Origin of the sequence: Pseudobdellovibrio sp. HCB154 (genome assembly GCF_046267985.1) — a bacterium.
Taxonomy (GTDB): Bacteria; Bdellovibrionota; Bdellovibrionia; order Bdellovibrionales; family Bdellovibrionaceae; genus Pseudobdellovibrio.
This window is the reverse complement of record NZ_CP176530.1, coordinates 3,197,050-3,219,164: the sequence shown is the minus strand read 5'-3', so window position 1 is coordinate 3,219,164 and position 22,115 is coordinate 3,197,050. Positions and strand designations below refer to the sequence as shown.

The 22,115-nt window shown below is 38.5% G+C and carries 18 protein-coding genes; 6 read left to right on the top strand and 12 right to left on the bottom strand.

Going from position 1 to position 22,115, the window contains the following annotated elements:
• Positions 1-5: 5 nt before the first annotated feature.
• Positions 6-419, bottom strand: a complete 414-nt coding sequence (locus tag ACKWCF_RS15310; RefSeq protein WP_409478478.1) for a hypothetical protein — start codon at positions 417-419, stop codon at positions 6-8.
• Positions 420-515: 96 nt separating this feature from the next.
• On the opposite strand from ACKWCF_RS15310, the gene ACKWCF_RS15305 reads away from it, so the two are divergent.
• A complete protein-coding gene (locus ACKWCF_RS15305) occupies positions 516-1,118 on the top strand; it encodes a nitroreductase family protein (RefSeq protein ID WP_409478477.1) in 603 nt (200 codons plus the stop codon).
• On the opposite strand, the gene ACKWCF_RS15300 is transcribed toward ACKWCF_RS15305, so the two are convergent.
• From ACKWCF_RS15300 to ACKWCF_RS15290, 3 genes are all read right to left on the bottom strand, one after another.
• On the bottom strand, positions 1,119-3,002 hold the full coding sequence (locus tag ACKWCF_RS15300) for a DUF4105 domain-containing protein (RefSeq protein WP_409478476.1): 1,884 nt from the start codon (positions 3,000-3,002) through the stop codon (positions 1,119-1,121).
• Entirely contained in the window at positions 2,983-3,450 is a 468-nt protein-coding gene (locus tag ACKWCF_RS15295) for a DUF3015 family protein (protein ID WP_409478475.1), read from the bottom strand. The genes ACKWCF_RS15300 and ACKWCF_RS15295 overlap by 20 nt, the downstream gene beginning before the upstream one ends.
• Before the next feature lie 99 nt (positions 3,451-3,549).
• On the bottom strand, positions 3,550-7,221 hold the full coding sequence (locus ACKWCF_RS15290; protein WP_409478474.1) for a DEAD/DEAH box helicase: 3,672 nt from the start codon (positions 7,219-7,221) through the stop codon (positions 3,550-3,552).
• Positions 7,222-7,335: 114 nt separating this feature from the next.
• Between ACKWCF_RS15290 and dusB the strand changes: the two genes are divergently transcribed.
• Together dusB and typA are read left to right on the top strand one after the other, a co-directional pair.
• Positions 7,336-8,382: a tRNA dihydrouridine synthase DusB gene (gene dusB, locus ACKWCF_RS15285; protein ID WP_409478473.1), complete on the top strand. Its 1,047-nt coding sequence runs from the start codon at positions 7,336-7,338 to the stop codon at positions 8,380-8,382.
• 68 nt (positions 8,383-8,450) lie between these two features.
• Positions 8,451-10,271, top strand: coding sequence for a translational GTPase TypA (typA, locus tag ACKWCF_RS15280; RefSeq protein WP_409478472.1), 1,821 nt, complete (start codon positions 8,451-8,453; stop codon positions 10,269-10,271).
• Between the two features lie 58 nt (positions 10,272-10,329).
• Here typA and ACKWCF_RS15275 read toward each other — a convergent pair whose 3' ends face one another.
• The 3 genes from ACKWCF_RS15275 to ACKWCF_RS15265 all read right to left on the bottom strand — a co-directional run bounded on the left by ACKWCF_RS15275 (position 10,330) and on the right by ACKWCF_RS15265 (position 12,111).
• Positions 10,330-10,845, bottom strand: coding sequence for a hypothetical protein (locus ACKWCF_RS15275; RefSeq protein ID WP_409478471.1), 516 nt, complete (start codon positions 10,843-10,845; stop codon positions 10,330-10,332).
• A gap of 90 nt (positions 10,846-10,935) precedes the next feature.
• Complete coding sequence (locus tag ACKWCF_RS15270; RefSeq protein WP_409478470.1) at positions 10,936-11,238, bottom strand: hypothetical protein; 303 nt, start codon at positions 11,236-11,238, stop codon at positions 10,936-10,938.
• A gap of 12 nt (positions 11,239-11,250) precedes the next feature.
• A complete protein-coding gene (locus ACKWCF_RS15265; RefSeq protein WP_409478469.1) occupies positions 11,251-12,111 on the bottom strand; it encodes a hypothetical protein in 861 nt (286 codons plus the stop codon).
• Positions 12,112-12,270: 159 nt separating this feature from the next.
• On the opposite strand from ACKWCF_RS15265, the gene ACKWCF_RS15260 reads away from it, so the two are divergent.
• Positions 12,271-13,191 carry an ABC transporter ATP-binding protein gene (locus ACKWCF_RS15260; protein WP_409478468.1) on the top strand — a complete coding sequence of 307 codons (921 nt, stop codon included), beginning with the start codon at positions 12,271-12,273 and terminating at the stop codon, positions 13,189-13,191.
• A 3-nt stretch (positions 13,192-13,194) separates the two neighbouring features.
• Positions 13,195-13,935 carry an ABC transporter permease gene (locus ACKWCF_RS15255; protein ID WP_409478467.1) on the top strand — a complete coding sequence of 247 codons (741 nt, stop codon included), beginning with the start codon at positions 13,195-13,197 and terminating at the stop codon, positions 13,933-13,935.
• Here the strand turns inward: ACKWCF_RS15255 and mtgA are convergent.
• The 5 genes from mtgA to ACKWCF_RS15230 form a co-directional block, all read right to left on the bottom strand.
• Positions 13,932-14,825: a monofunctional biosynthetic peptidoglycan transglycosylase gene (gene mtgA, locus ACKWCF_RS15250; protein ID WP_409478466.1), complete on the bottom strand. Its 894-nt coding sequence runs from the start codon at positions 14,823-14,825 to the stop codon at positions 13,932-13,934. The two genes, ACKWCF_RS15255 and mtgA, sit on opposite strands and share 4 nt — an antisense overlap.
• A 24-nt stretch (positions 14,826-14,849) precedes the next feature.
• Positions 14,850-15,818, bottom strand: a complete 969-nt coding sequence (locus ACKWCF_RS15245; RefSeq protein ID WP_409478465.1) for an NAD-dependent epimerase/dehydratase family protein — start codon at positions 15,816-15,818, stop codon at positions 14,850-14,852.
• Positions 15,818-16,396 (bottom strand): phosphatase PAP2 family protein, encoded by a 579-nt coding sequence (locus tag ACKWCF_RS15240; RefSeq protein ID WP_409478464.1) that lies wholly within the window; start codon positions 16,394-16,396, stop codon positions 15,818-15,820. Before ACKWCF_RS15240 ends, ACKWCF_RS15245 begins: the two co-directional genes overlap by 1 nt.
• 22 nt (positions 16,397-16,418) lie before the next feature.
• A complete protein-coding gene (locus ACKWCF_RS15235; protein WP_409478463.1) occupies positions 16,419-16,997 on the bottom strand; it encodes a hypothetical protein in 579 nt (192 codons plus the stop codon).
• Positions 16,998-17,148: 151 nt separating this feature from the next.
• Complete coding sequence (locus ACKWCF_RS15230; RefSeq protein ID WP_409478462.1) at positions 17,149-20,349, bottom strand: hypothetical protein; 3,201 nt, start codon at positions 20,347-20,349, stop codon at positions 17,149-17,151.
• Positions 20,350-20,505: 156 nt separating this feature from the next.
• Between ACKWCF_RS15230 and ACKWCF_RS15225 the strand changes: the two genes are divergently transcribed.
• Positions 20,506-22,092, top strand: a complete 1,587-nt coding sequence (locus tag ACKWCF_RS15225; RefSeq protein WP_409478461.1) for an esterase/lipase family protein — start codon at positions 20,506-20,508, stop codon at positions 22,090-22,092.
• The last annotated feature ends 23 nt before the right edge of the window (positions 22,093-22,115 follow it).

The following is a 22,115-nucleotide window of genomic DNA, read 5'->3' as shown; positions in this document are numbered from 1 at the left end:
GAGTGTTAAGGTGCGCCTTCTACGTAAGGCACAAAAGAATCTAATTCAGGATTGAACTGAAATACATTTAAACGCGAGTTTCCATTTTTATCGACGGTAGGTGCAATAATATCCATTTGTCCGTCAGTGTTAATATCAACTAAGCCTAAATTCATCGAATTGTTATTCACCATTAAATAAGCCTCGGCATCGTCATTTAACGGAAAACGCTGTTTAAAGACCTGATTATTGGTGTTTGGATCTTTCAGATAAATTTCAATTTCAATACCGGTATTGGTTTTGATCTTAAAGATCACAAACATCTTTTCCTGATATTGGGCAAAAGCTTTGGCTAAAATCTTACGCTCTTCAGTCGAAGGCGTAAAAATGCGACGAACTGAACCCATTGATGAACCGATTGCAAAAACCAAAGAAATCACCAACGCTCCTATTAATAGGGGGATTGATATTGATTTTTCATTTTCAACGGGCTGATTCATAGCTATTATTTTGTTCTATAAGCCTAAGGGGGTCAAATGACGTCACAAGAATTCTACGAACTCGTCCAAAGTCGTAAATCTATCCGCAAATTTAAAAAAGACCCTGTGCCGCGCGAAGTTTTAGAAAGAATGTTTCAACAAGCCGCCTTTCATGCCCCCTCTGGAAAAAACCGTCAGAACTGGCGCTTTTTTGTCGTGCAAGGACAGAAGCGTGACGAGTATTTAAAGTATTCACAAAAATCTTGGTTAGGTATTAAAGACGTTTTACAAAAACGTCTAAAGCCATCTTTGTATGATTTTACCGAAAGATTTTTCTTCACCTTAGGTGATGCGCCGGTTTTAGTTTTTTGTTATTCGCATAACGACAATGAAGAACGTTATCACACAAGCATCGGTAGCGTTTACATGGCTGTGCAAAATATTAATCTAGCGTGCCAAGTTGAAGGCTTAGGTTGTTGCACAATGGGTGCGCCTCTTGAAATCAAAGAAGATGTCGATAAATTTTTAGGAGTCACAGAACTTCCTGAATACAAAAAAGGCGAGTTAGAACTTTTATGCGGAATTGTAATCGGCTACCCAGATCACAATCCACCGAAAGCGCCACGTCAGTTAGAAAACCGTGTTACTTGGATTGAGTAACTACAGAATAAAATTCCACACAAGATTAAGCTGGTAATGTGTTTCATCTTTGAAACCATTTTCAACACCGAACTGCACGTCGTAGTTTTTCTTAAACGTGTAGTTTAGTTTTGTGCGGTAACGAAAAAAATCCGAATGATCAGCTTGGCTGAAATAAGCTAGATCCAGTGAATAACCTAGTACATCATTTAAACGGCTGACCAATAAAATTTCAGGGCCTACACTGTTTAAGTTTTCTTGCCAGTGTCTTGCGGTCACAAAATAACCGATACGTGAGCGGTCAAACAGTTTTAGGTCAAAGCTATAACCACCAGAGGCTTCCACATCAGGATGAAAAACATTTGAAGCAAAAGTCTGCATATCGTTCGCAAGTTCGGCACGAAATTTCCATGAAAAATTTTTATCAAGTTGAGTGACTGGATTTAAATTAATTAGATTTAAAAAAGTAAATTTATGAACGTAAAAATCTTTTTTATCACCGTCTTCAGTGATGTAGCGCGCTTCTATCGAAGCCATTTCATTTTGACTGAAAGTGACTGTTCCGAAATCTTGCTGTTCTAAATCGTGTAAGGCATGTCTGAATTTTAACGAAGAGTATTTAACATCTTTACCTGAATAATCAGATTGACCCACACCAAAATAAATAGCTGATGAATCATGACTATCTTCTGGGGGCTCGGGTTTTGAAACTAGATCTGCACCGGCCACAATACCCATAGCCGCACGTTTTAGAAAAAGCTGGTATTTTTGATCATCGTAATCTTTATCAGTGGTAAATGCGCGTAAAGAATAAAACTTCATCGCTGTTTCGTAAACTTGGGCTTTTTCAAGTTTAGTTAACTCGTAATCATCAGGAATGTTTAAATCTTTAACCGCTGAATCTAAGGCTTTTTTTTGCAAAATTCCAAGTTGGGCGAAAGATTCTAAATAATCGGTCTTTAACGACTTTTTATATTTACGTTCTGAAAAAGGTGGTTCAGAAAGTCGGGTTAATTTTTTCACCGTATCAATCGGAATCGTAAAATATTGAAACTCTTGCGATAGTTTTAATTCGGGTCGAACCACTTCAAGAGTTTTAAGAATTTGGTACGAGCAATTATCGCTAAAGAAATAATAGGGTGCTCGTGCGTTTTCCATTTCAATCAAGTGATCGACTAAAAAGTCAGTTTCTTCTGGGGTAAAATTTAAAGAGTATTCCCAGATATCACGGCCTTCGAGATTAATGTATTCACGAATTTTTTGGTGATACGGAAGCATTGTGAAGCGTCCGCTATACATTCCAAACAAACCTTTTAAGGCGTAAAACAAACCTTCGCTCGAATCCGCATCGGCTGCGTAGTTGATTCCATAATCGATCAGGTCTTTGTTTTTAGCATTTTCAGGATTAATAACTTTTAAAAAGGTGTGGCCAAAGCTTGAAGAGGCATTACCCATATCGCTAGCGGCAAAAATTAAAGATACACCTTTAACGTTGAGTTGTTTTTTCCAGGCTTGGCGCTCTTCACACGGAAGAACATCTTCAGGATCAACTTGCAAAGCGATGTTTAACCATTTCGTGCGCGCTAAATAACGACATTGCAATTTTTGATCGTTTTCGCCGTAAAGTAATTCAATAGTTGTGATTAATTCTTTTTGCGGAGATGCAGCGCCTTCAGGATTTAAGAATAAACCTTCTGTGAAAGGTGAGCTGTAACTAAAATATTTTTTTTCGTAGTGGCCTAAAGCTAACCAACGGGGATCATTCCATAATTTTTCTTGATTGGCTTTTTGAAGATAGCTTTGCAGGCGAGTGGCCTTAGAATCAGAAATAGAAAAGCCCCACGCATGTGAGGCTTTCACTAATAGTAAAACTAAAAAAACTAAATTACGAACCGTGGCATGCATCTGCTACAGAAGCAGACTTCATGTTGCTAACAAAGTCAACTGCAGACGTTTTAGCATTTGGAACGATTGTAGAAAAGCTTGATTGAGCTTTAGCATTGAAAGCAGAAATTTGGTTTTGAGAAGCACAACCATTTAATGCTGCTAAAGTAGATAATTTTTCGCCATGACCTTGAGCCATTTCACGAGTTAATTCAGCTTGATTAACTTCTACGAAGTACTGAATTTGTTTGTCATTTTGTACGATACCGTTTGCAGAACAGTTAGAAGTACCGAAAGTGATACCGAAAGTTTGCGAACCGAAAGTACCGTTCGTAGTAGCTGCAAGAATTTGCATTACTTTAGTGTTTTTAGTGATAATCATGCTACCAAGACCGCAACCAGCGTCGTTCGCCATTGCTGCTGTAGAGAATAAACCGATTGCTAGAACTGCTAATAAAGATTTCAACATATTAACCTCCGTTGAAAAAAAAGTGTTATATTATGATCAATGAATCTTTATTTATAGCCAACGAAAATGTCTTTATTGGACTAGACTATGGGCCAGTGACTAGAGGCCCAGTAAGAATTTAAAGTCTTCTGCACTGAGTTGACCGCTGCCATTCATGATTTTTTCGAATGACTCAGAGTCTGAAAACAGAGCGTCGAAGTAAGATTTTTTCTTAAGCTTAAGAAGTTCGATTTTTTCTTCAACCGAATCTTTCATTAATAGACGGTAAACCTGAACATCGTTTTTCTGGCCTAAGCGGTGCGAACGATCTGTCGCTTGGTTTTCAACAGCCGGATTCCACCAAGGTTCAATATGATAAACGACAGAAGCCTTGGTTAAATTTAAACCCACACCGCCGGTTTTTAAGGTCATCAATAACACTTGCGGAGTTTCTGAGTTTTGAAACGATTCTAAAATTTCACGGCGGGCTTTATTTGAAACGCTGCCATGAAGTGTATAAAAAGGAATTTTATTTGTCGTAAATAAACCAGAGATTTTTTCTAACGTAGCTAAGAACTGCGTAAAGATAAGAACGCTCTTACCTTCTTCAATATGTTCTTTCACACATTCTAAGATATGCGCAATCTTCGGCGGATTTTCCGTGAACTTCACTTGTGGAATACCACTTGGATCAGAGCACGCCTGGCGTAAACGTAAAAGAGCCGTCAACATCGCCAGCTGCGAAGATGTTTGTCCTTTTTCAGAAATAATCTGATTTACCTGATCGTTATGCGAAATCGCAAGCTTCTTATAAATCTCGATTTGCTTTTCGCTGAATTCAAAACGAATTGATTCTTCAAGTTTTTTAGGAAGATTTAAATTCACTGAATCTTTAGTTCTGCGTAAAACGATCGGGCGCATTTTTAATTTTAAAAACTGTACATCTTGCGGATCTATTGTTTTTCCAGGGCCAAACTGCTCTTGAAATATTTTATAGCTTCCCATTGATCCTGGCAGAACTAAATCTGTCAGAGAGAAGAAATCCATAAAATTATTTTCAAGTGGCGTACCTGAAAGGGCTAATTTAAATTTAGCTTTTAATAAACGCGATGACGAAGTTCTTTTCGAAGAAAGATTTTTTAAATTCTGAGCTTCATCGAAAATAATTACATCCCACAAAACTTGCGAGAAGAAATCTTCGTGTTCAGTTAATAAACCGTAAGTGGCAATAATCACTTTGTGTTCTTGGCCAGCTTTTTCTAATAATTCTTTTTTCTTAGAACCGCTGAAGATCTCAACCTGTAAATCTGGAGTAAACTTTCGTGCTTCAGATTCCCAGTTAAAACAAAGTGATGTCGGCACAACCACTAAAGACCATGATTTGTTTTGCTTTCGGTGTTCATCTAAGAAAGCTAATACCTGAAGGGTCTTACCAAGACCCATGTCGTCAGCTAAAATTCCACCAAGGTTTAATTTATAAAGATCATGAATCCACTGTGTGCCCACAAGCTGATGCTCTTTTAAAATACCCTGAAGGTTATCTGATAATTTGATTTGTGTTTCAGCTTTACCTAAATTTTTATAGAAATTATGAATTTCGTTCCAATAAGGATGATCAGAAACAATATTAGTTCCTGATTCAGCTAGGGCTAATAATTCTAAGATTTGTGATTTTGGTAAACGCACGAATTCTTTTTCACCGCGCACGCCTTTATTTAAAGTATCACTTTTAATTCTTTCCCAGAATTTCTCTAAAGCAGCAAATTTAGGAATAGAATTTGGGTCAATTAAAAACGGGCGGCCTTTGTAAAACATAATGCCGCTTAAAGTTTGTGTGCCTTTTCCAGAAAAGTTCACATCTTCAAGATTAACTTCAATACCTTTAAAAAATAATTTCGGAGATAATTCAAACCAGTCAGTTTTAGAATTATTCACGGTGATTTCAGATTTAAAATCGTCTTCGCCTAATTTTTCTAAAGATTTAGTGTTAATGAAAACATCCCAACCTTGCGCAGCCAGGTCAGACATTTTGTTATACATTAGCGGTAAAGTTTCATCAGAAATTTTGATTTTACGAATGTACTGATTTGCAAGTTCAGCTTGCAGGTTAAAGCCCGTATAAATCGGCTCAAAAGGTTCGCTTGATTTTAATGAATCAGCGACAAGTTCTAGATATTTCGACGAAGACTTAGTAAAAATATCGCCCTTTGATTCAAACATTAACGGCTCAAGGCAAACCAATAAAGATTCGGCAGTAAATTTATCAAAGTCAGTTAATTCGATAATCTGATTTTTTAAAACTAAGTAGCGCGTGTTAACGCGAACGATTTTTAAAACTTCTTTTAAAGCAAATTTAAAAAACGCATAAACTTTTTCAGATAAAAAAGCGCTTAGCTTGCGTTCGTACGGGTTAATTTCCCCAAACTTATCCACAAGAATCGAACGTTTAAATAAATCGAAAATATTATTTTCTAAAACTTCTAAGAACTGTTCGTCTGTTAAGTTGAACTGCCCTGTTGTTAACGGACGGTTTAAAACATGACGGCAAGTTTCAACGATCATCAAACAAGCAACACCTTGGTGTTTTAACACACGCAAATCATTGTCGCGTTTTAAACCCTTACGTTGGGCTGCTAAATCTTTTCTTTCAGCATCTGATAAATACGAAATACCTTGCAAGGCTGTCTGTAATAATAAATCAGTTGTTAGCTGCGTGTTATGAACGCGGTACACATCATTTTGAAAAGTAAACTCACTCCATAAAGAGTAGAAAATACTTTCAAATCCAGGCTCCATGTAGTGTTGCAGATTAATGCCGTATTTTTCTGGCTTAACCGCGACTGGATTTTGCGTAAATGAATAATGAATATTGTGTTCGGTTAAAAAACTTTTAATCGACGCAATGCTTGAGTGATTTTTATAAATACGGTCAGCACCTGATTTTTCGTACTCAGGGCCTAAATAACTAAAAGCAATATCATCACTGCGGCCGGCTTTTTCTAAAGGCACAGCCGTGAATAATCCGGTTTTAAGATTTACGGTTGAAGGGTAAAGATGAATTTCATCTTGCGATTCAGCGGACGAGCGATCTTGCGTTAAAGCCGCGCCACCTAAATACGGAATATTTTTTTCTTCAATCGGTTTAATAAAATATTCACCGAACATCGGTTTTTGTACATGTAGTTCGGAAATTTCTAAACCATATTTAATGCCCGCGATATCAAGCGATAAATAAACTTTAAATTCAGGAAACTTTTGGCGAAGAACAAAAAAATTGTCGATCATTTCAAGAAGCACAAAACCAATAAGATATTCGTTTTGTTGCGCTTCGAAGCGACCTAAGAATTTCATGAAGTTTCTTAAACGCAGACGTTCTTTGGCCGTTTGAAAAGCGAATTGCTTCTCAATCAGCACCGGATTTAATTCACGCGCTAAAGTAACACCCAAATCGTAATTGCCGATTTGATCTAACGACAAACGTGTTTCGTTTTTTAGATAAACAGAAATCACATCAGTCAGTTCTTGATAAGTATTGCGGTTAAAGCTGTAGTTTTTTCCTCTTAACAAATCCGAAACCATGCTGTGGCTACGGGTATCGAAAGATTCGTAAGTGCGCGTTTTGGGAAGGGGAAATAGCTCTAAGTTAAGCGTCGAGATCTGCTCTTGAATAGTGGCTATATACTGCTCATTCAGAAACTGTGGCAGCTGAATCACGGCAAAATCGAGCTGGCCCAATTGAGCACGCTCTAACCAGTGATAGTAAGGTTTTTTAATAGCCGCTATATCGTTCAAAGAGACTCCATTCCCATTTCCGGTTCATCACCGGGGAATTGGAAATATTACCAAGGAATCTGAAATTTAGCAATTTGTTGACGGAAAATCTGAACTTAGGCATAAACAAACCGCATGTCGGCAACCTCAACAAATCTTAATAGAATCAATCCTTTAGACGCTCTAAAGAAGAATCCTTTCGTGCTAGCCCCTATGGCTGGAATTACTGACCATGCGTTCCGTAGTTTCATGCGAAAACTAGACGCTTCGGTGGTTGTGACAGAGCTCGTTTCTGCAACGGGAATCGAATACAAATCTGAACGCACAATGCAATTAATGAGTTACGACGAAAGCCAACGCCCGATTGGGATTCAGCTTTTCGGCGAAGACGCAGAGACCATCGCTAAAGGGGCGCAAGTGGCTGAATCACTGGGAGCTGATTTCGTCGATTTAAATTTCGGTTGTCCGGTTCCAAAAGTTGTAAAAAAGGGCGCAGGATCTGCAATGATGAAAGATCTTGTGACGATGGAAAAGGTTTTAAGTTCTTGTGTTAAAGCCGTAAAAATTCCGGTCACGATCAAAATCAGAACAGGTTGGGATCAAACTCAAAGAAATGCTCTTGATGTTTGTAACTTAGCGCATGATACGGGTATCACTTGGGTCGCTATTCATGGTCGTACACGTGCCCAAGGTTATTCTGGTTTAGCTGATTGGGATTTTATCGCTGACCTTAAAGCGAAAACAAAAGTTCCTTTATTAGGAAACGGCGATATCTTAACTCCACAATCTGCTGTTAAGCGCCTTAAAGAAACGGGCTGCGATGGAGTCCTTATTGGTCGCGGTGCTCTTAAAAATCCACTTATTTTTGCTGATGCCTTAAGCTTATGGAAGAACGAACCAGTGCGTTCGGACCTTAAACGCAACTACCATGGCATATTTCAGGACCTGCATGTGGCTTTACAGACACACTGTTCAGAGCATATCCTAGGTATTCAGCTGAAAAAATTTGCTTCTTGGTTTTCAACAGGATATCCAGGAGCTGCCCAGTTCAGAAAAGATATTTTTCAGTTGAAGAATAATGACGAAGTCTTGTCTTGTGCGCTAGACTTCTTTCGTTCAATTTCAGACTTTGACCAGGAAGACACGTCTCATGAGGAATTTCTTATGGGCGGGCACGGTTAGTGCGCTAAAGCACATAGTTTAGATTTATTTTTTAGATTTTTGTATTTTAACAACGAAGGAAAAAACGAATGATTCAAGATCCAAAGAAAATTAGAAATATCGCGATTATCGCGCACGTCGATCACGGGAAGACAACTCTGGTAGATCACTTAATCAAACAAGCGGGTATGTTCCGTGACAATCAAGCTGTTGAAGAACGTTTGATGGATTCTATGGATCTTGAAAAAGAACGCGGTATCACTATCGCGGCAAAAAATGCGTCGTTCACTTACAAAGATATTAAAATCAATATCGTAGATACTCCGGGCCATAGTGACTTCGGTGGAGAAGTAGAACGCGTTCTTAACATGGTAGATGGCGCGATCATCCTTTGCGATGCTTCTGAAGGTCCATTACCGCAAACTCGTTTCGTATTAAAAAAAGCATTAGAGCAAAACTTAAAAGTTATGGTTGTTATCAATAAGATCGACCGTCCAGATGCTCGTATCCAAGAAGTTCACAATGAGATCTTCGATCTTTTCATCGACTTAGATGCTAACGAAGAACAATGTGATTTCCACACTGTTTACGCGATCGCGCGTGAAGGTATGGCAACTCTTGATCCAAACGTAAAAACAAACTCTTTAGAGTGTTTATACGATGCTATCGTTAACTTAGTTCCACCTCCAAAAGCTGACATGGATCAACCATTACAAATTATGGTTTCTAACATCGGTTACAATGAGTACGTTGGTCGTTTAGCGATCGGCCGTGTTCGTTCTGGTACAATCAAAGTTGGTGACGAAGTAGTTTGCGTTCAAGAAAACGGACAAAAGAAAGTTAAAGTTTCTGCGTTATTCTCTTACCACATCAATTCACAAGTTCCGGTTCAGGAAATCGGTGCAGGTGATATCGCTATCGTTGCTGGTATCGAAGATTTCACGATCGGTGATACAATCACTTCTGCAATTGATCCACGTCCATTACCACGTATCAAAGTTGATGAGCCTACAGTAGGAATGATCTTCTCTGTAAATAACGGTCCATTCGCTGGTATGGAAGGTAAACAAGTTACTTCTCGTAAGATCTTAGATCGTTTAGAGAAAGAATTATTATACAACGTTGCTATCCGTATGGAAAAAACGGCTGCTACTGATGCTTTCAAAGTTATCGGTCGTGGTGAGTTACAATTAGGTGTATTAATCGAACAAATGCGCCGTGAAGGTTTCGAGTTATTAGTTTCTAAACCGCAAGTTGTCTTCAAAGAAGAAAACGGCAAAAAACTTGAACCGATGGAAGACGCGGTTATCGATATCGAAGATGCTTACGTTGGTGCTGTAACTGAGAAGTTAGGTATCCGTAAAGGTGTAATGACGAACATGGTTCAAAAAGGTTCTGGTCGTACGCGTTTAGAATTCCGTATTCCTTCTCGTGGTTTAATCGGTTACCGTTCTGAGTTCTTAACTGATACTCGTGGTACTGGTTTATTAAATACAAACTTCGCTGGTTGGGATGACTACCGTGGTGATATCAACTCTCGTCTAAATGGCGCGATGATCGCCGATCGTAAAGGTGTTACAACAGCTTACGCGATCTGGTTTAAACAAGAACGTGGTCGCATGTTCGTACAACCGGTTCAGGATGTTTACGAAGGTATGATCGTTGGTGAGAACGCTAAAGATAACGATATGATCGTTAACATCTGCGAAGAGAAAAAATTAACGAACGTTCGTGCTTCTGGTGCCGATGAAGCGATCCGCTTAGTACCAGTTAAACCAATGTCGTTAGAGCAAGCTATGGAATGGATCAAAGATTCTGAGTTAATCGAAGTAACTCCGAAAAACATCCGTATCCGTTGCCGTGAGTTAGATCCGCATAAGCGTCCTAAACCACCTAAAAATAAAGACTAGTTAAAACGAAAAAAACCCGGTGTAAAAACCGGGTTTTTTATTTTGGGCTATGGGAAAGCTAGTTCACAACTTTACTTGAGTATCGCAATTGTTTGGCGCACTCGGTAGCAGTATTCTCTTTGCAAAAATTTTCTGAACAAACTGCTACGCGGCTTTTGTTGCCGCAGATAACTTGTCCTTTACAAATACGTTTGCCAGCCGTGCTACAGCCTGGCGCCGTGATAAGGCGCGGTGGGCGTGTAAGATCCCAAACACAGCCTGAAGTAGATTCAGTGGGTGTCTGTTTATTTTGTGTGGCAACTTGTCTAGTGGTAGAAGGTTCTTTGCTACCTTTTGCCAAAGACGCTGGATCGATCGTGCGTAAAGGACTAACCCATGTGCCAGAAGCTCCGTTGTTTTTTGCAGTAGCGGCCGATTGTTTATTAGAGCCAAAAGCTTTTTTTCCGTAATAGCAAGAATAGTTCACAACATCGTAAATACCAGCGCAGGCGGTGATGAGTGTAGTCACAACTGCTCCAACCGGACCTGATTCATACATGGAAGCATCGAAATTTTCGTCATTTATTATGGCCATAGCCGCACTTTTTGGCGGCCCTTTTTGCGCCAACACTAGAGAGCTGGTTAAAGTGAAGCTGATAAAAAATAAAAAAATTAACTTTAGCATTTATTTATCTTTCTTTTCTAAAGTAATCTGCACTTTAATTTTTTTATCGCTTGGTTTGATGTCTAATGAATCATACATTTTTTCATCAACTTCGATCACAAAAGGTGTACCTGCTGCTATACGAGTGTCTTTTGAAAAGGCAGTTCGCGGTAGAAAATAAGTTTGGTCTAACGTGTCGTAAACCTGAACTTTATTTTTATCAAAAGTGCTTCCGATCACACCTTGAATTTCAATCATTGAATCTGTGCCGGCAAAACTTTTTAAAGAGACAAATAACAAAGTTAAAATAGTTAATTTATTCATAATTTTTATATCCTAACGGGTAGTGCTTTGTTGGTTAGATTTAGGCTGTGAAGAGGGTTTTTGTTGAGGCGACGAATTTTCATTGCCGAACGCTACTCGCGTAGAACCAAAGCCTAATTGTTTGTGGCAATCAGTGGCCTTTCCATCAGCGCATAAATCACTTGAACATGTAGCAAGACGTTTAATCTTTTTTCCATTTTTAGTGCAAATCACCATGGCTGAACAAACACTGCTTTCGCAGCCTTCGCCGCTAAGAAGTCTTCGTTTTGTGCCTGGCATCCACTCGCAGCTCACAGCAGAGGGATCTTGCGCAACTGGTGTAGCCGAAGTACTTGCAGCAGCAGAGGTACTTGCTGTAGCTGAAGTCGTAGCAGTCGCAGAGGCACTTGCAGTTTGTCTGTTGGTCGTTTGTTTTAATTCAAAAACTTTTCCGTCAGGTAACGTGTAGGAGTAATTTTTCAGATCGATTTGTGGATATTTGATGGCCTGCGGAGTGTATTCAGCACCGTACTTTTTTTTATATTCGGCAAGGTTGTCTGCCAAACCCTTACAAAACGTTGAAGTTTTATTTCGACTACATTCATCGTTATAGCTATCAAGAAGAATTTCAGTTCGGCGCTTCAGCGAGGCATCGGTTGGTGAATCATTCTTATAATACTGTCTGCTGGCTTCAACCAGTAAAGCATCTCGTCCAAGAAACCTTAGCTCTTGATCAAAGTTTAAAGTTGGATGTTTGTTCATTTGGCTTTTAACAAAATCGTATTTTTCAAAGAGCGCTTGTGTTTGCGCTGCAATACCTGTCTCTGCGTTAGCATGAACAAAATTAAAAATTAATAAAACAAAAAATATCAAAGATTTATAAAAGAGTCTCAATTTATTACTCCCATAACTTTACATAATTATATTATTAACTTTTGCGAATTACTGAGTTTATTGTTTATCGGCAAGACGAAAGTGTTGAGACCTCGGCCTTAGGCAAGCCGCTGACTTTAAGTTCCAGACTTTTAAATATTAGGCTGTTACTATTTTTACATGTCTTTAGCTCTCAACGCGATTAACTTAAAAAAGACCTACGATGGCATTCCAGTCGTGAACGGGATTTCTTTTGAAATTAAGCCTGGCGAATGTGTCGGAATTCTTGGACCCAACGGTGCCGGCAAAACCACAACTATCAAAATGATTTATGGCCAAGTGATTCCTTCAGCCGGTGAACTTTTAGTTCTTGGTTTAAATACTAAAAACGACATTGCTCAGATTCGCTCACGCATCGGTGTGGTTCCGCAAGAAGATTGTTTAGATACAGATTTCAGTGCTTTAGAAAATTTATTGTTATTTGGCCGCTACCACAATATGGATCGTGATTTGGCCGAAGCGCAAGCTGAACACTTGTTAGCTGAAATGAAACTTTCTGATTTTAAGCATAAACGTGTTGAAGCTTTAAGTGGCGGAATGAAGCGTCGTTTAGCGATTGCTCGTGCGTTGATTCATAACCCACAATTCATTCTTATGGATGAACCTACAACGGGGTTAGATCCTCAAGCTCGTTTATGGATTTGGAATTATTTTGAACGTTTAAAATCAAATAATACAACTCTTGTACTAACGACTCACTATATGGAAGAAGCTGAACGTCTTTGTGACCGCATTATCATGATTGATCACGGAGTGATTTTAGATCACGGCACAGCTAAAGAACTGATTGAAAAGCACGTTGGCCTAGAAGTTATTGAATTAGAAGTCGGAAAAGAAAAAGGGTACTGGATCAATAAAGTTGAACAAGCTGGGTTAAGATACCAAGAGTACGAAGAGAATTTATTTATTTTCTTTAAAACTGCTGAATCAAAACAAGGTTTTATCAGTCATATCCAAAACACGCATTATTACGTGCGCGCTGCAAACTTAAACGATGTCTTTTTAAAATTAGCCGGATACCAGATCCGCGAAAAGAGCTAGACGATGTATAATGTTTGGCTTCGTAATTTTTTATTCTTTAAAAAAACGTTTATCGTTTCGCTGTTTTGGACAACGTTAGAGCCTTTGATGTTCTTAGGCGCTTTCGGATTTGGCTTTGGTCACTACATTGCTTCGATTGAAGGAATGTCGTTTTTACAATTTTATTTTGCCGGCCTTTTGTGTACGACAGCCATGATGGTGGCGTACTTCGAATCAACTTACCCGAACTATACAAAGCTTACGTATCAAAAAACTTATGCAGCCATGTTGTTAACTCCGGTTTCAACGACACAAATTTTCTTCGGTGAAATGCTATGGGCCGCAACGAAAGGTTTTTTAGGTGTGTTAGGCGTATTTTTAGTTTCCTCGATGTTTGGCTTATTTAATCCAAATTTCTTTGTAATTGCGCCAGTACTTTTCTTGCTCAGTTTAGTTTTTGCTTCGTTCGGTATGATTATGATCGCCATTGCAAAAAATTATGATAGCTTCGTGTTTTCAACTTCAGGCGTGATTGTTCCGTTATCGATGATTAGCGGAACGTACTTTTCTTTAGATGAAATTCCATACTACTTAAAAACAGCAGCCTATGTTTTTCCATTGGCTCATGCGGTGAAATTAGTGCGTACTGTTTTATACAAAGAAATAGGTGTAATCGATATTGCACATATCGCGGTGTTAATCGTCTACGTCATCTTATTTAGCTTTATTGGTCTTCGTTTATTTAAGAAAAAATTAGTTAATTAATTTTCAGTCGATTGTTCTGAAGCTTCAACTTGCGCAGGTGCATCTGGCAGTGGAGTTTCAGCCGGAGGCAGATCTGTGGCTACTGCCGGAGCTTCAGCCGCGCCTTCATCAATCATTTCGTTTAATTCATCTGAACTTAAATCAGTAGGACTGGCATCAACTTCTTGATGTCCTGTTGTTAGAAAATATTCTAATTTTCCCATGGCCATAAAATAGTCGTCGTCAGTTAACATCTTATAACGATGCATATCGCGAACAATGCCTGAAATTCTTTTGCGCGCAAATTTTGTTAAGTCTTTACGGTAGTAACTTTTCGAATATTTTTCGGGGTTTGGTAAAACCATCGCTAAGAAAGCCGATTCAACCACATCTAATTCAGAAGGGTGTTTTTTAAAATAAAATTGCGCCGCTTGTTTAACGCCGTAAATATCTTTACCAAATTGGACAACGTTTAAGTAGCGTTCCAGAATTTCTTTTTTAGTAAGTGTTTTTTCTAATTTAACGGTGATTAAGGCTTCTAAACCTTTGCGCACAAAAGTTTTATCTTTATATAAAAACAAATTTTTTGCTAATTGCTGGGTGATCGTCGAACCGCCGCAGGTGATCTTATGTGTTTCTTTTAGTTTTTCATAACAGCGGGTTAAGCCTTCTTCATCGAAACCTTTGTGGGTATAAAACGCTGAATCTTCAGTCAAGATAATGGCACGCTGTAATTTAGACGAAATATTTTTAAGGGGAACATAGGTTTTTTTATCTGTTGGGCACAGATCAACTCCATACATTGAAGTTTTAAAACAACCTTTAATGGTTTCTTCAGAAGGAACGTGAACTAAAACGTAGCCGCTGGCTGCACCTATAAGTGAAAAAAATAATATAAAAATAATTCTCATTTAGCTTTTGTTGGCTACTGGGAGCTAATCCAAATAACCGTGGTCCTTCATCCATCGTACACTATTTTCGATGGCAATATCAGACGGTCTCGGACTAAAGCCAAGTTCTTTTTTAGCCTTATCACAGCTAAACCAATGATACATAGAAGCAGTATAAGCGTTTTCGACAGATAAACCTGAGCCAGTTAAATCACCGATGTGCCCAATTAATTTTAACATCGGAAAAGGCATAAAAATCTTCGGTGGCTTAACGCCTGCAAAGCCAGCGATTTTTGTAAATAATTCTTTAATCGTCATGTTCTCTGAGCACAGTAAATAGCGCTCGCCATTACGGCCTTTATCGATAGCTTTTAGAATACCATCAACCACATCTTCAGCAGCAACGACATTAACGCCGCCGCCGGTGTAGAACGGAAATTTTCCGCGCGCCACTTTCACTTGAGTTTTACGACTTCCTTTTTTGGCGTCACCAAAACCATAGATTGTGCTTGGGTTAACGCTGACGGCATGAATTAAATTATTTTTAGCTGCCGCAGTGACAATTTTTTCTGCCGCATGTTTGGTTTCAAAATAACCTAAATTTAAATTGTGAATCGTATAAGGAGATTCTTCTGTTAATGCCACAGGTTTAAAACTTGCCCCCACAGCTACTACCGAAGATAAATTTAAAAGCTTAGCTTGTTTTTGTTCAATAAGCACATCGACAACGTTTTTAGTTCCGCCGATATTTACTTTATCCATCAAAGGACGATCAGCGGTTTTATAAGCGATCACACCCGCTAAATGAAAGACATAGTCTTTATCTTTAAAGGCAGCTTGCAGAGAAGCTTTGTCAGTCACATCACCGTATTCGTATTTAAGTTTAAGATGTTCAATCTCACTTAAGTCACTGCTTTTACGTACAAGAGCTGTAACATCATGGCCTTCTTCTAAAAGACGTTTACATAACCATGATCCTAAAAAACCATTTGCTCCGGTAACTATTGCTTTCATTATTTTTTCTCCAGGTGAGCCCAATGAATTCGGTAGACAACTTTTCTGGCAAGCTGGCTGACAAGCCAACCAATTAATATTCCCATAATTGCACCAGCTAAAACATCCGACGGGTAGTGAAGACCATTATACATACGTGAATAGCCCGTTAAGATAGCGAAGGCAAAAAACACTGCTTTGCCAGCCGGAAAAAACTGCGATGTGTAAGTGGCAAAGGTAAACATGTTGGAGGCGTGATTAGAATAAAAACTATGACCTTCGCCAGCCGGGCTTTTTTGTTTCACACCTAATTCAGTGACGGTGAATGGGCGGGGGCGGTCGAACTGGTCTTTCACCACTTTGCCGGTAAAATCACTAAGGCCCAAACCTAACAGTAAAAAAATGAAATAAGTTACTCCGGCACGGCGGTATCTTTTAATGTAATAAAAAAGAAGTAATAAAACTGCGGGGATGATGAACCATTTAACTTTGTGAAGATCGGTATAAAATGGAAAAAGGCCATCAAATGTAGAATTCGAAGTTGTTTGGTTAATCCAGAGCAAAATCGATTTTTCTAAATTTGATAGCCATTCAATCATGTCTATACACTACATGATTTTATTAGATGATGCATTCCTTAATTTTTTCTAAAGTGATTTTACCGTTAGAAGCGATTTTGATCGCCTCTTCGATTGATCTAGCTTTACCCATACGTAAAGTCTTGATTAACTCAGCTTTAAATTGTTTTGCTGCTTCGTTGTAATCAGACATTTCAGTGATTTTTTCTAAAACTTCTACGTTTTCTTTAGTGATTTCGTATTTAGAAGCTTCGCTTAAGATTTTTAAATCAGCAGCTGCTTTTGTTTTTTGCTCAGGTGTGCCAGCTTTAGATAAGCTGATTAATTGAGTAATTTTATCTAAAACTTCGGGACGAGTTGAAGCTAAAGATTCTAAGTTTGTTGAATCGATACCACCGATTTTAGAAGTGGCGTCAGATAATAATTTAACTAAAGCTGCTCTGATCGGCTGAGTAACCTTACCTTTTTTTACCGCTTCCATATAATCTTTAGTTTCTTTACGCTCAACATTCACACGGCGTGCTTGTTCTAAAGTTAAAGGCTTAGTCGCTTCTTTCGGTCTAACTTGCGCAAACGCAACATTTGATACGATTAAAAGAGCTAAGATTACTAGTTTTTTCATGTTCAAGTCTCCGTTTTATAATTCTTCGTTAAAAGTTAATTTCAATTTCAATGCCTGCTTAAATCGCTTTAAATGCGTTTCCAGGCTGGTTTTTCTCATCTTGAGACGCTCAAAACGCCAATCGTTGCGTCAGTGTTAAATGCTTAGACAACTATGTGCCTCCAGCATGCGGTTTAGCTCCTGTTTTTTGCTGAGGAGCTAAAGATCTATGTTTTAAGAAAGTATTTAATTGCGACATATCGATCTCTAGACGGTCAGCTAACTTTACTTTCATTAATAAATAACGGTTCACTTCGATTTCTAAAGCTTCAAGGCCATTGGCAGCCGCTAATACAGTTTGAACTTCGCTAGGTAAGTTTTCTGCACCTACAAGCTCGGCCATTTGTTTAAAACCACCTAGAATAATTGTGTTCGATTTATAAAGTCTTTCTTTGGCGGCAAGCATTTCATCAAATTTTAATGTTGGTCTTTTTAGTAAAGCGATAAAGTTTTTGAAATTCATTTCAAATTCCTGCATGCGGATTACATTTAATTCACGAGTTAAGGCATTTAAACTTACTTCTAACATAAGCACATTTTTAAGAAGCTTTGCGTTTTTAACCCATTGCTGTGGCGTTTTTAAATTTGCTTCGCGCACTAATTTAATTTTTTCGCGCGCCGGTAAAAGAACTTTTTCAGAAAATTCATCTAAGTTAGTTACATCTTCTGCTTTCACATCTTTCATAAAGTTGAATAACCATTTGTATCTGGTCTTTAGTGTTTGCGCGGCTTTTTCAGATGACACGTAAGGAATTACATCGCGTCTTTCAATAGCACGGTCGTGAACATCTAAAACGTATTCCCATTTTTTTGATTTCGATTTTTCATTTAAAAGAACTGATTTCAAGATCGCGTTATACATTTCAAATTCGAAACGTAAATTATCTCCTACGTTTTTATCTAAGTAGTAACTTCCATTAAATAGACCGTCGATAACTTTGTCGTACCATGGTTTGTGGTCATTGATTTGTTTATCAGCTGCTTCAACCACTTTGCCATAACGTTCATCTAATTTTTTTAATTGAGCTTGTAAACTTGGTAAAATACTAGTTACCCACCAACGGTCAAAGCCCTGGCCTTTATCAGCCTTGTCAATATCACGAAAGTTACCAAGTAAATGAGCATACATGCGCGACATAATAAAACGAGTTGGATTTTCATAAGTTTTCCCGTCTAACTCGATTTTCCAGTCATGCAAAGAATCTTTCCAAGTTAAGCCATCATTTGTTTTTACATTCTTGAAAATCCAAGTGTCTTTACAGAATTTTAATTCGCCACTGTAGCTAACAAGGCGGGGCGCTAAAAAGTTTATTCCTGAGAATGTACCTTCTTCGATTTTAGCCAAGTGGCCACCACAGATCATTTGATACATCATAAGATCTGAAGCTTTAGCAAATTTATAGTTTTCATCTTTTAAATCAAAGTCAGCAGCTTTAGCGGCTTGATAGTTAGAAATATAAGTATCAAAAGCCATGTTAAATCCGCTGCCTTCTTTTAATTGAGGTTTTGGATCACCTAGAGCTTGCTTGAATTGCCATAAAGCCATACGAATCGGTTTGTTTGTGTCTTCTGGAATATAATCACCACGTCCCATGTGTGGAGGTGGAGGAGTTTCTTTATAACGTCTGTTAATTTTTTCAATAATTACACCTTGTTGGTATGGGGTAAGGTTACCCATTAAAGGTTTAACTAATGCTTTCATTTCTTCTAAGTGTTTGCCACGTAAACCAAACGATACGCCGATGGCCGGGTAAAAAGACGTCGCTACTTTTTTTACCATTTCGTTTTGGTAAGGCTCGATATCAAATGGTTTTGTTAAATAAATATCATTTTCAGGAGTTTCGCCGTAATCATGACCGCTCTTAACTCCATATAAAGGTAAAGTTCTGATCGGGTAGCGTCTTTCTAAGGCCCATGCGCGGTCTGGTGCATCTCTAAATTCACCTTGGTTCACTAAGTGCTGGCGGTTATAAAGATCATACAAATTTTCGATATATTTTAGGTAAAAGTTTTTCGAGTAATCTACTTGATGTAATAACTTGGAAGTTATGTCTAACCAACCTTGTAGATCCGCTTCAGCTTTAGCATTTAAATGCATACGCCAAGCAGCCATACGCTCAGTAAAGTTATAAATTTCTTTCGGTAATTTATCGAATTGTTCGTCAGCGTCTTTAGCTTTTTTAGCATCCCAACCGTGTTTGAATCCGCGATACATATAGCGATTGATCGCGAGAGCATCAAAATCGAAGAACAGAGGTTGGATAAGATCATTACCAATACGGGTTACATGCGGCGAAACATAGTGGTCAACCGCTAAGAACATTGTGAATTTTGTTAATTTACCAATCCAACGAATGGCTTTAACTGTCCAACCGCCACCTACGAATAATAAATCGATGTTGGCTGCAGATAATCTAAAGAACTTAACTGTCATTGATTCTAAAGCTTTAACACCTGGTTTTAAAAAGCGGCCACCAGCACGGGCTGCACCTTCAACCACTTCAGAAGCTTTTTGCGCTGCTAAAAGTGATAAAATTTGTGGAGCGTATTGAACGAATTTGTTTCTGAATGTCCATTGTTTGTATGAGTAATCACAAGCTGCGTGTGATTGCGCATCGTTTTTATTGGCTAACCAAGATTTAGTACATTCTTTCATTGTTACTAATAGATCAGCTGTTAAGCTTGATGCAAAAGAACCTACGGCTAAGCCTTTATAAGTTAAAGTTTTCATCGCTAATTGCTTAGTCATTGGGTCTAGGCCACGCGTTTTCATGTCGATATAAATACCGTTAGCTACCATGAAAGCACCGAAAGAAATATGTGCGATAGGGTCTTTTAAAGATTCAATGTGTTTAACCATTAAAGCTGGATCTGATTTAGTCACTAATTGTAATTGTGTGAAATAAACTAAACCGCCGGCGATAGCAAAAGTAATGCTGTCTGGAGCGAAGTTAGCCTTTACATGGCGTAGAACATGAGCTGTACCTTCGCCTTGGTTTTTTTTCGCTTCTTCCATTTCAACTTTATTGATTTCTTGGCGTAAACGGCTGAAAAAGCTAGGGTCTGAGTGAGGCATATCGCTTTTATCAATTGTTGGTTTTACACGTTCAGTGAACTCAGATGTCATTAATAATTTATTATAAGGCTGTGAATCGATGTTGTATTTATTCACTTGCGCCGGATCAACGGGTTGACCATTGAAAGTCATTTTAACATTTGAATTGTTCGGCTGTAAGATCGGTTCGCCTTGTGCGAAGGTTGCCAAAGAGGTCAATAAAACTACGAATGTAACGATAGTTTGTAAGTGTCTCATAATGATATGGCTCCTTCTATACTGTAGATAGAGCAAACGGCTTGCTTACCAAATCTGATTAAACAGAACTAAGGTGTCTCATGGTGAGAAGTGACAATTAGGGGTCGACAGTGTTCTAGACTCTTTTAACACACGAGAGTTTACGATAAGGACCCTATGAAACACTTACTACTACTTATCATCTTGTTGGGCAGTTTTTCTTGTCAGACTTTTTCTAAATGGATGGGCCGTTCTCCCTCTGCGGAAACACCTCGTTCAGCGAAACATTACATCTTTACGATCCATGGTTTAGCAGGTGATGCGACCACGTTTGGTGATATGTTACCGGTTTTGAAAAATCACTTAGAGTATATTGATCCAAAGTACGAAGTGGTTACGCAAACTTTTATGTACAGCACGGGCAGAATGGATGCTGACGTTCCACAATTTATCGAGTCGTTTGAAAAATTTCTTGCCGACTATTTCGCAAGCCATTCGCTTGAAAAAAACGATAAAATTTCTATCGTCAGCCATTCACAAGGTGGTCTTGTCACAACACTTTGGTATGCGAAAAGCATTGCAGGTACTAATCAGCGTCAAATTGAAATTGCTGACAAAGTAAAAACGATTGTAACATTGGGAACACCGTTCTGGGGTTCTGGTATGGCTCATATCATTAATGACAAACTGCCATTTGAATGGATGCAAAACCTGGTTTACAAAATCATGGCCGTTGGAAAACTTGAAGTTCGCGACATGTCATTAGCTTCAAATAAAATTTTCGATTTCTTCCGCGCTAAAGCGATGTCTAAGTATGAACAATTAAATAGCCCTTATATGTTAAACATTTCAGGGGTTGCGCCGGCCGCACCCAAATCAAGAAGATTGAATATCGGTGACCGTTGGGAATCTGATAAAGTTGTTCATGTTCCAAGTACACGTTTAGGTTTTTATTTTTACAGCGATTCAATTACTCAATATATTACTGAAAAAGTTTCTTCGACGGTTGAACTAAAAGATTTCAACTATTCGCAGTACTTCAGCCACGAACCAGAATTTAAATTAGTCGAAACGACTCATACGACAATGGGCGAAACTCTGGGTATGGCTGTTATTCCGTACAAGTGTATTGATGCGGGTCAATGTGATCAGCCAACTTACGCTCCTGTATTAACGCATCTTTCACGTTGTGAGGCTCAAGAAAATTCTTGTGATCAGCATCGCTACAAATTTATGCGTGCACGTTTATATAAAGATGATCAAAGCTTCGGTAGCACAACACAAACGGTTTTAAAGAATCAAATGCGTACTTTCCAGTTAAGCTTTAACTTACAGTTACCTAAAGATTTCGTTCCACCAAAAGATTTATTTAAAACAAAAGGCATCGCTAAGTACATTAAGGTTAATTACAAGCACGGGCCCAAAGAATCAAAAAACAGAGACGCTGGCGACGATGAAGATGCGTTAGTAAATCGTGAATATCCATTTCAAGATTACCGCATTCAGTTAGGTCGTTATAAAGAATGGGGCTCGCGTGTAGCTAAACATTTCCAGGATACAAACCAAGTGAATGTTCAGTTAACGGGTAACGTAAAACCAACAGATGCTTACTGGAACCAGACAAGAATCAACCCAGGTGATTGGGCTGATAAAAACTTTCCGGTGACTGTGACCGTAGATATTCCGGGTTTAAAACCAAGAACGGTAACAATGCCGCTTCGACCAACGTACACAACATTTGTAGAATTAAACTTAGAGAAATAAAAAAAGGGAGCTAATAAGCTCCC

What these genes read in the sequence shown, in the direction of transcription:
- mtgA (WP_409478466.1), bottom strand. Translation starts at nt 14,825, where the DNA reads ATGAGAATTATTTTTATATTATTTTTTTCACTTATAGGTGCAGCCAGC.
- ACKWCF_RS15225 (WP_409478461.1), top strand. Translation starts at nt 20,506, where the DNA reads ATGAAACACTTACTACTACTTATCATCTTGTTGGGCAGTTTTTCTTGT.
- ACKWCF_RS15230 (WP_409478462.1), bottom strand. Translation starts at nt 20,349, where the DNA reads ATGAGACACTTACAAACTATCGTTACATTCGTAGTTTTATTGACCTCT.
- ACKWCF_RS15260 (WP_409478468.1), top strand. Translation starts at nt 12,271, where the DNA reads ATGTCTTTAGCTCTCAACGCGATTAACTTAAAAAAGACCTACGATGGC.
- ACKWCF_RS15275 (WP_409478471.1), bottom strand. Translation starts at nt 10,845, where the DNA reads ATGGCCATAATAAATGACGAAAATTTCGATGCTTCCATGTATGAATCA.
- ACKWCF_RS15270 (WP_409478470.1), bottom strand. Translation starts at nt 11,238, where the DNA reads ATGAATAAATTAACTATTTTAACTTTGTTATTTGTCTCTTTAAAAAGT.
- dusB (WP_409478473.1), top strand. Translation starts at nt 7,336, where the DNA reads ATGTCGGCAACCTCAACAAATCTTAATAGAATCAATCCTTTAGACGCT.
- ACKWCF_RS15235 (WP_409478463.1), bottom strand. Translation starts at nt 16,997, where the DNA reads ATGAAAAAACTAGTAATCTTAGCTCTTTTAATCGTATCAAATGTTGCG.
- ACKWCF_RS15245 (WP_409478465.1), bottom strand. Translation starts at nt 15,818, where the DNA reads ATGAAAGCAATAGTTACCGGAGCAAATGGTTTTTTAGGATCATGGTTA.
- ACKWCF_RS15255 (WP_409478467.1), top strand. Translation starts at nt 13,195, where the DNA reads ATGTATAATGTTTGGCTTCGTAATTTTTTATTCTTTAAAAAAACGTTT.
- ACKWCF_RS15240 (WP_409478464.1), bottom strand. Translation starts at nt 16,396, where the DNA reads ATGATTGAATGGCTATCAAATTTAGAAAAATCGATTTTGCTCTGGATT.
- ACKWCF_RS15305 (WP_409478477.1), top strand. Translation starts at nt 516, where the DNA reads ATGACGTCACAAGAATTCTACGAACTCGTCCAAAGTCGTAAATCTATC.
- ACKWCF_RS15295 (WP_409478475.1), bottom strand. Translation starts at nt 3,450, where the DNA reads ATGTTGAAATCTTTATTAGCAGTTCTAGCAATCGGTTTATTCTCTACA.
- typA (WP_409478472.1), top strand. Translation starts at nt 8,451, where the DNA reads ATGATTCAAGATCCAAAGAAAATTAGAAATATCGCGATTATCGCGCAC.
- ACKWCF_RS15300 (WP_409478476.1), bottom strand. Translation starts at nt 3,002, where the DNA reads ATGCATGCCACGGTTCGTAATTTAGTTTTTTTAGTTTTACTATTAGTG.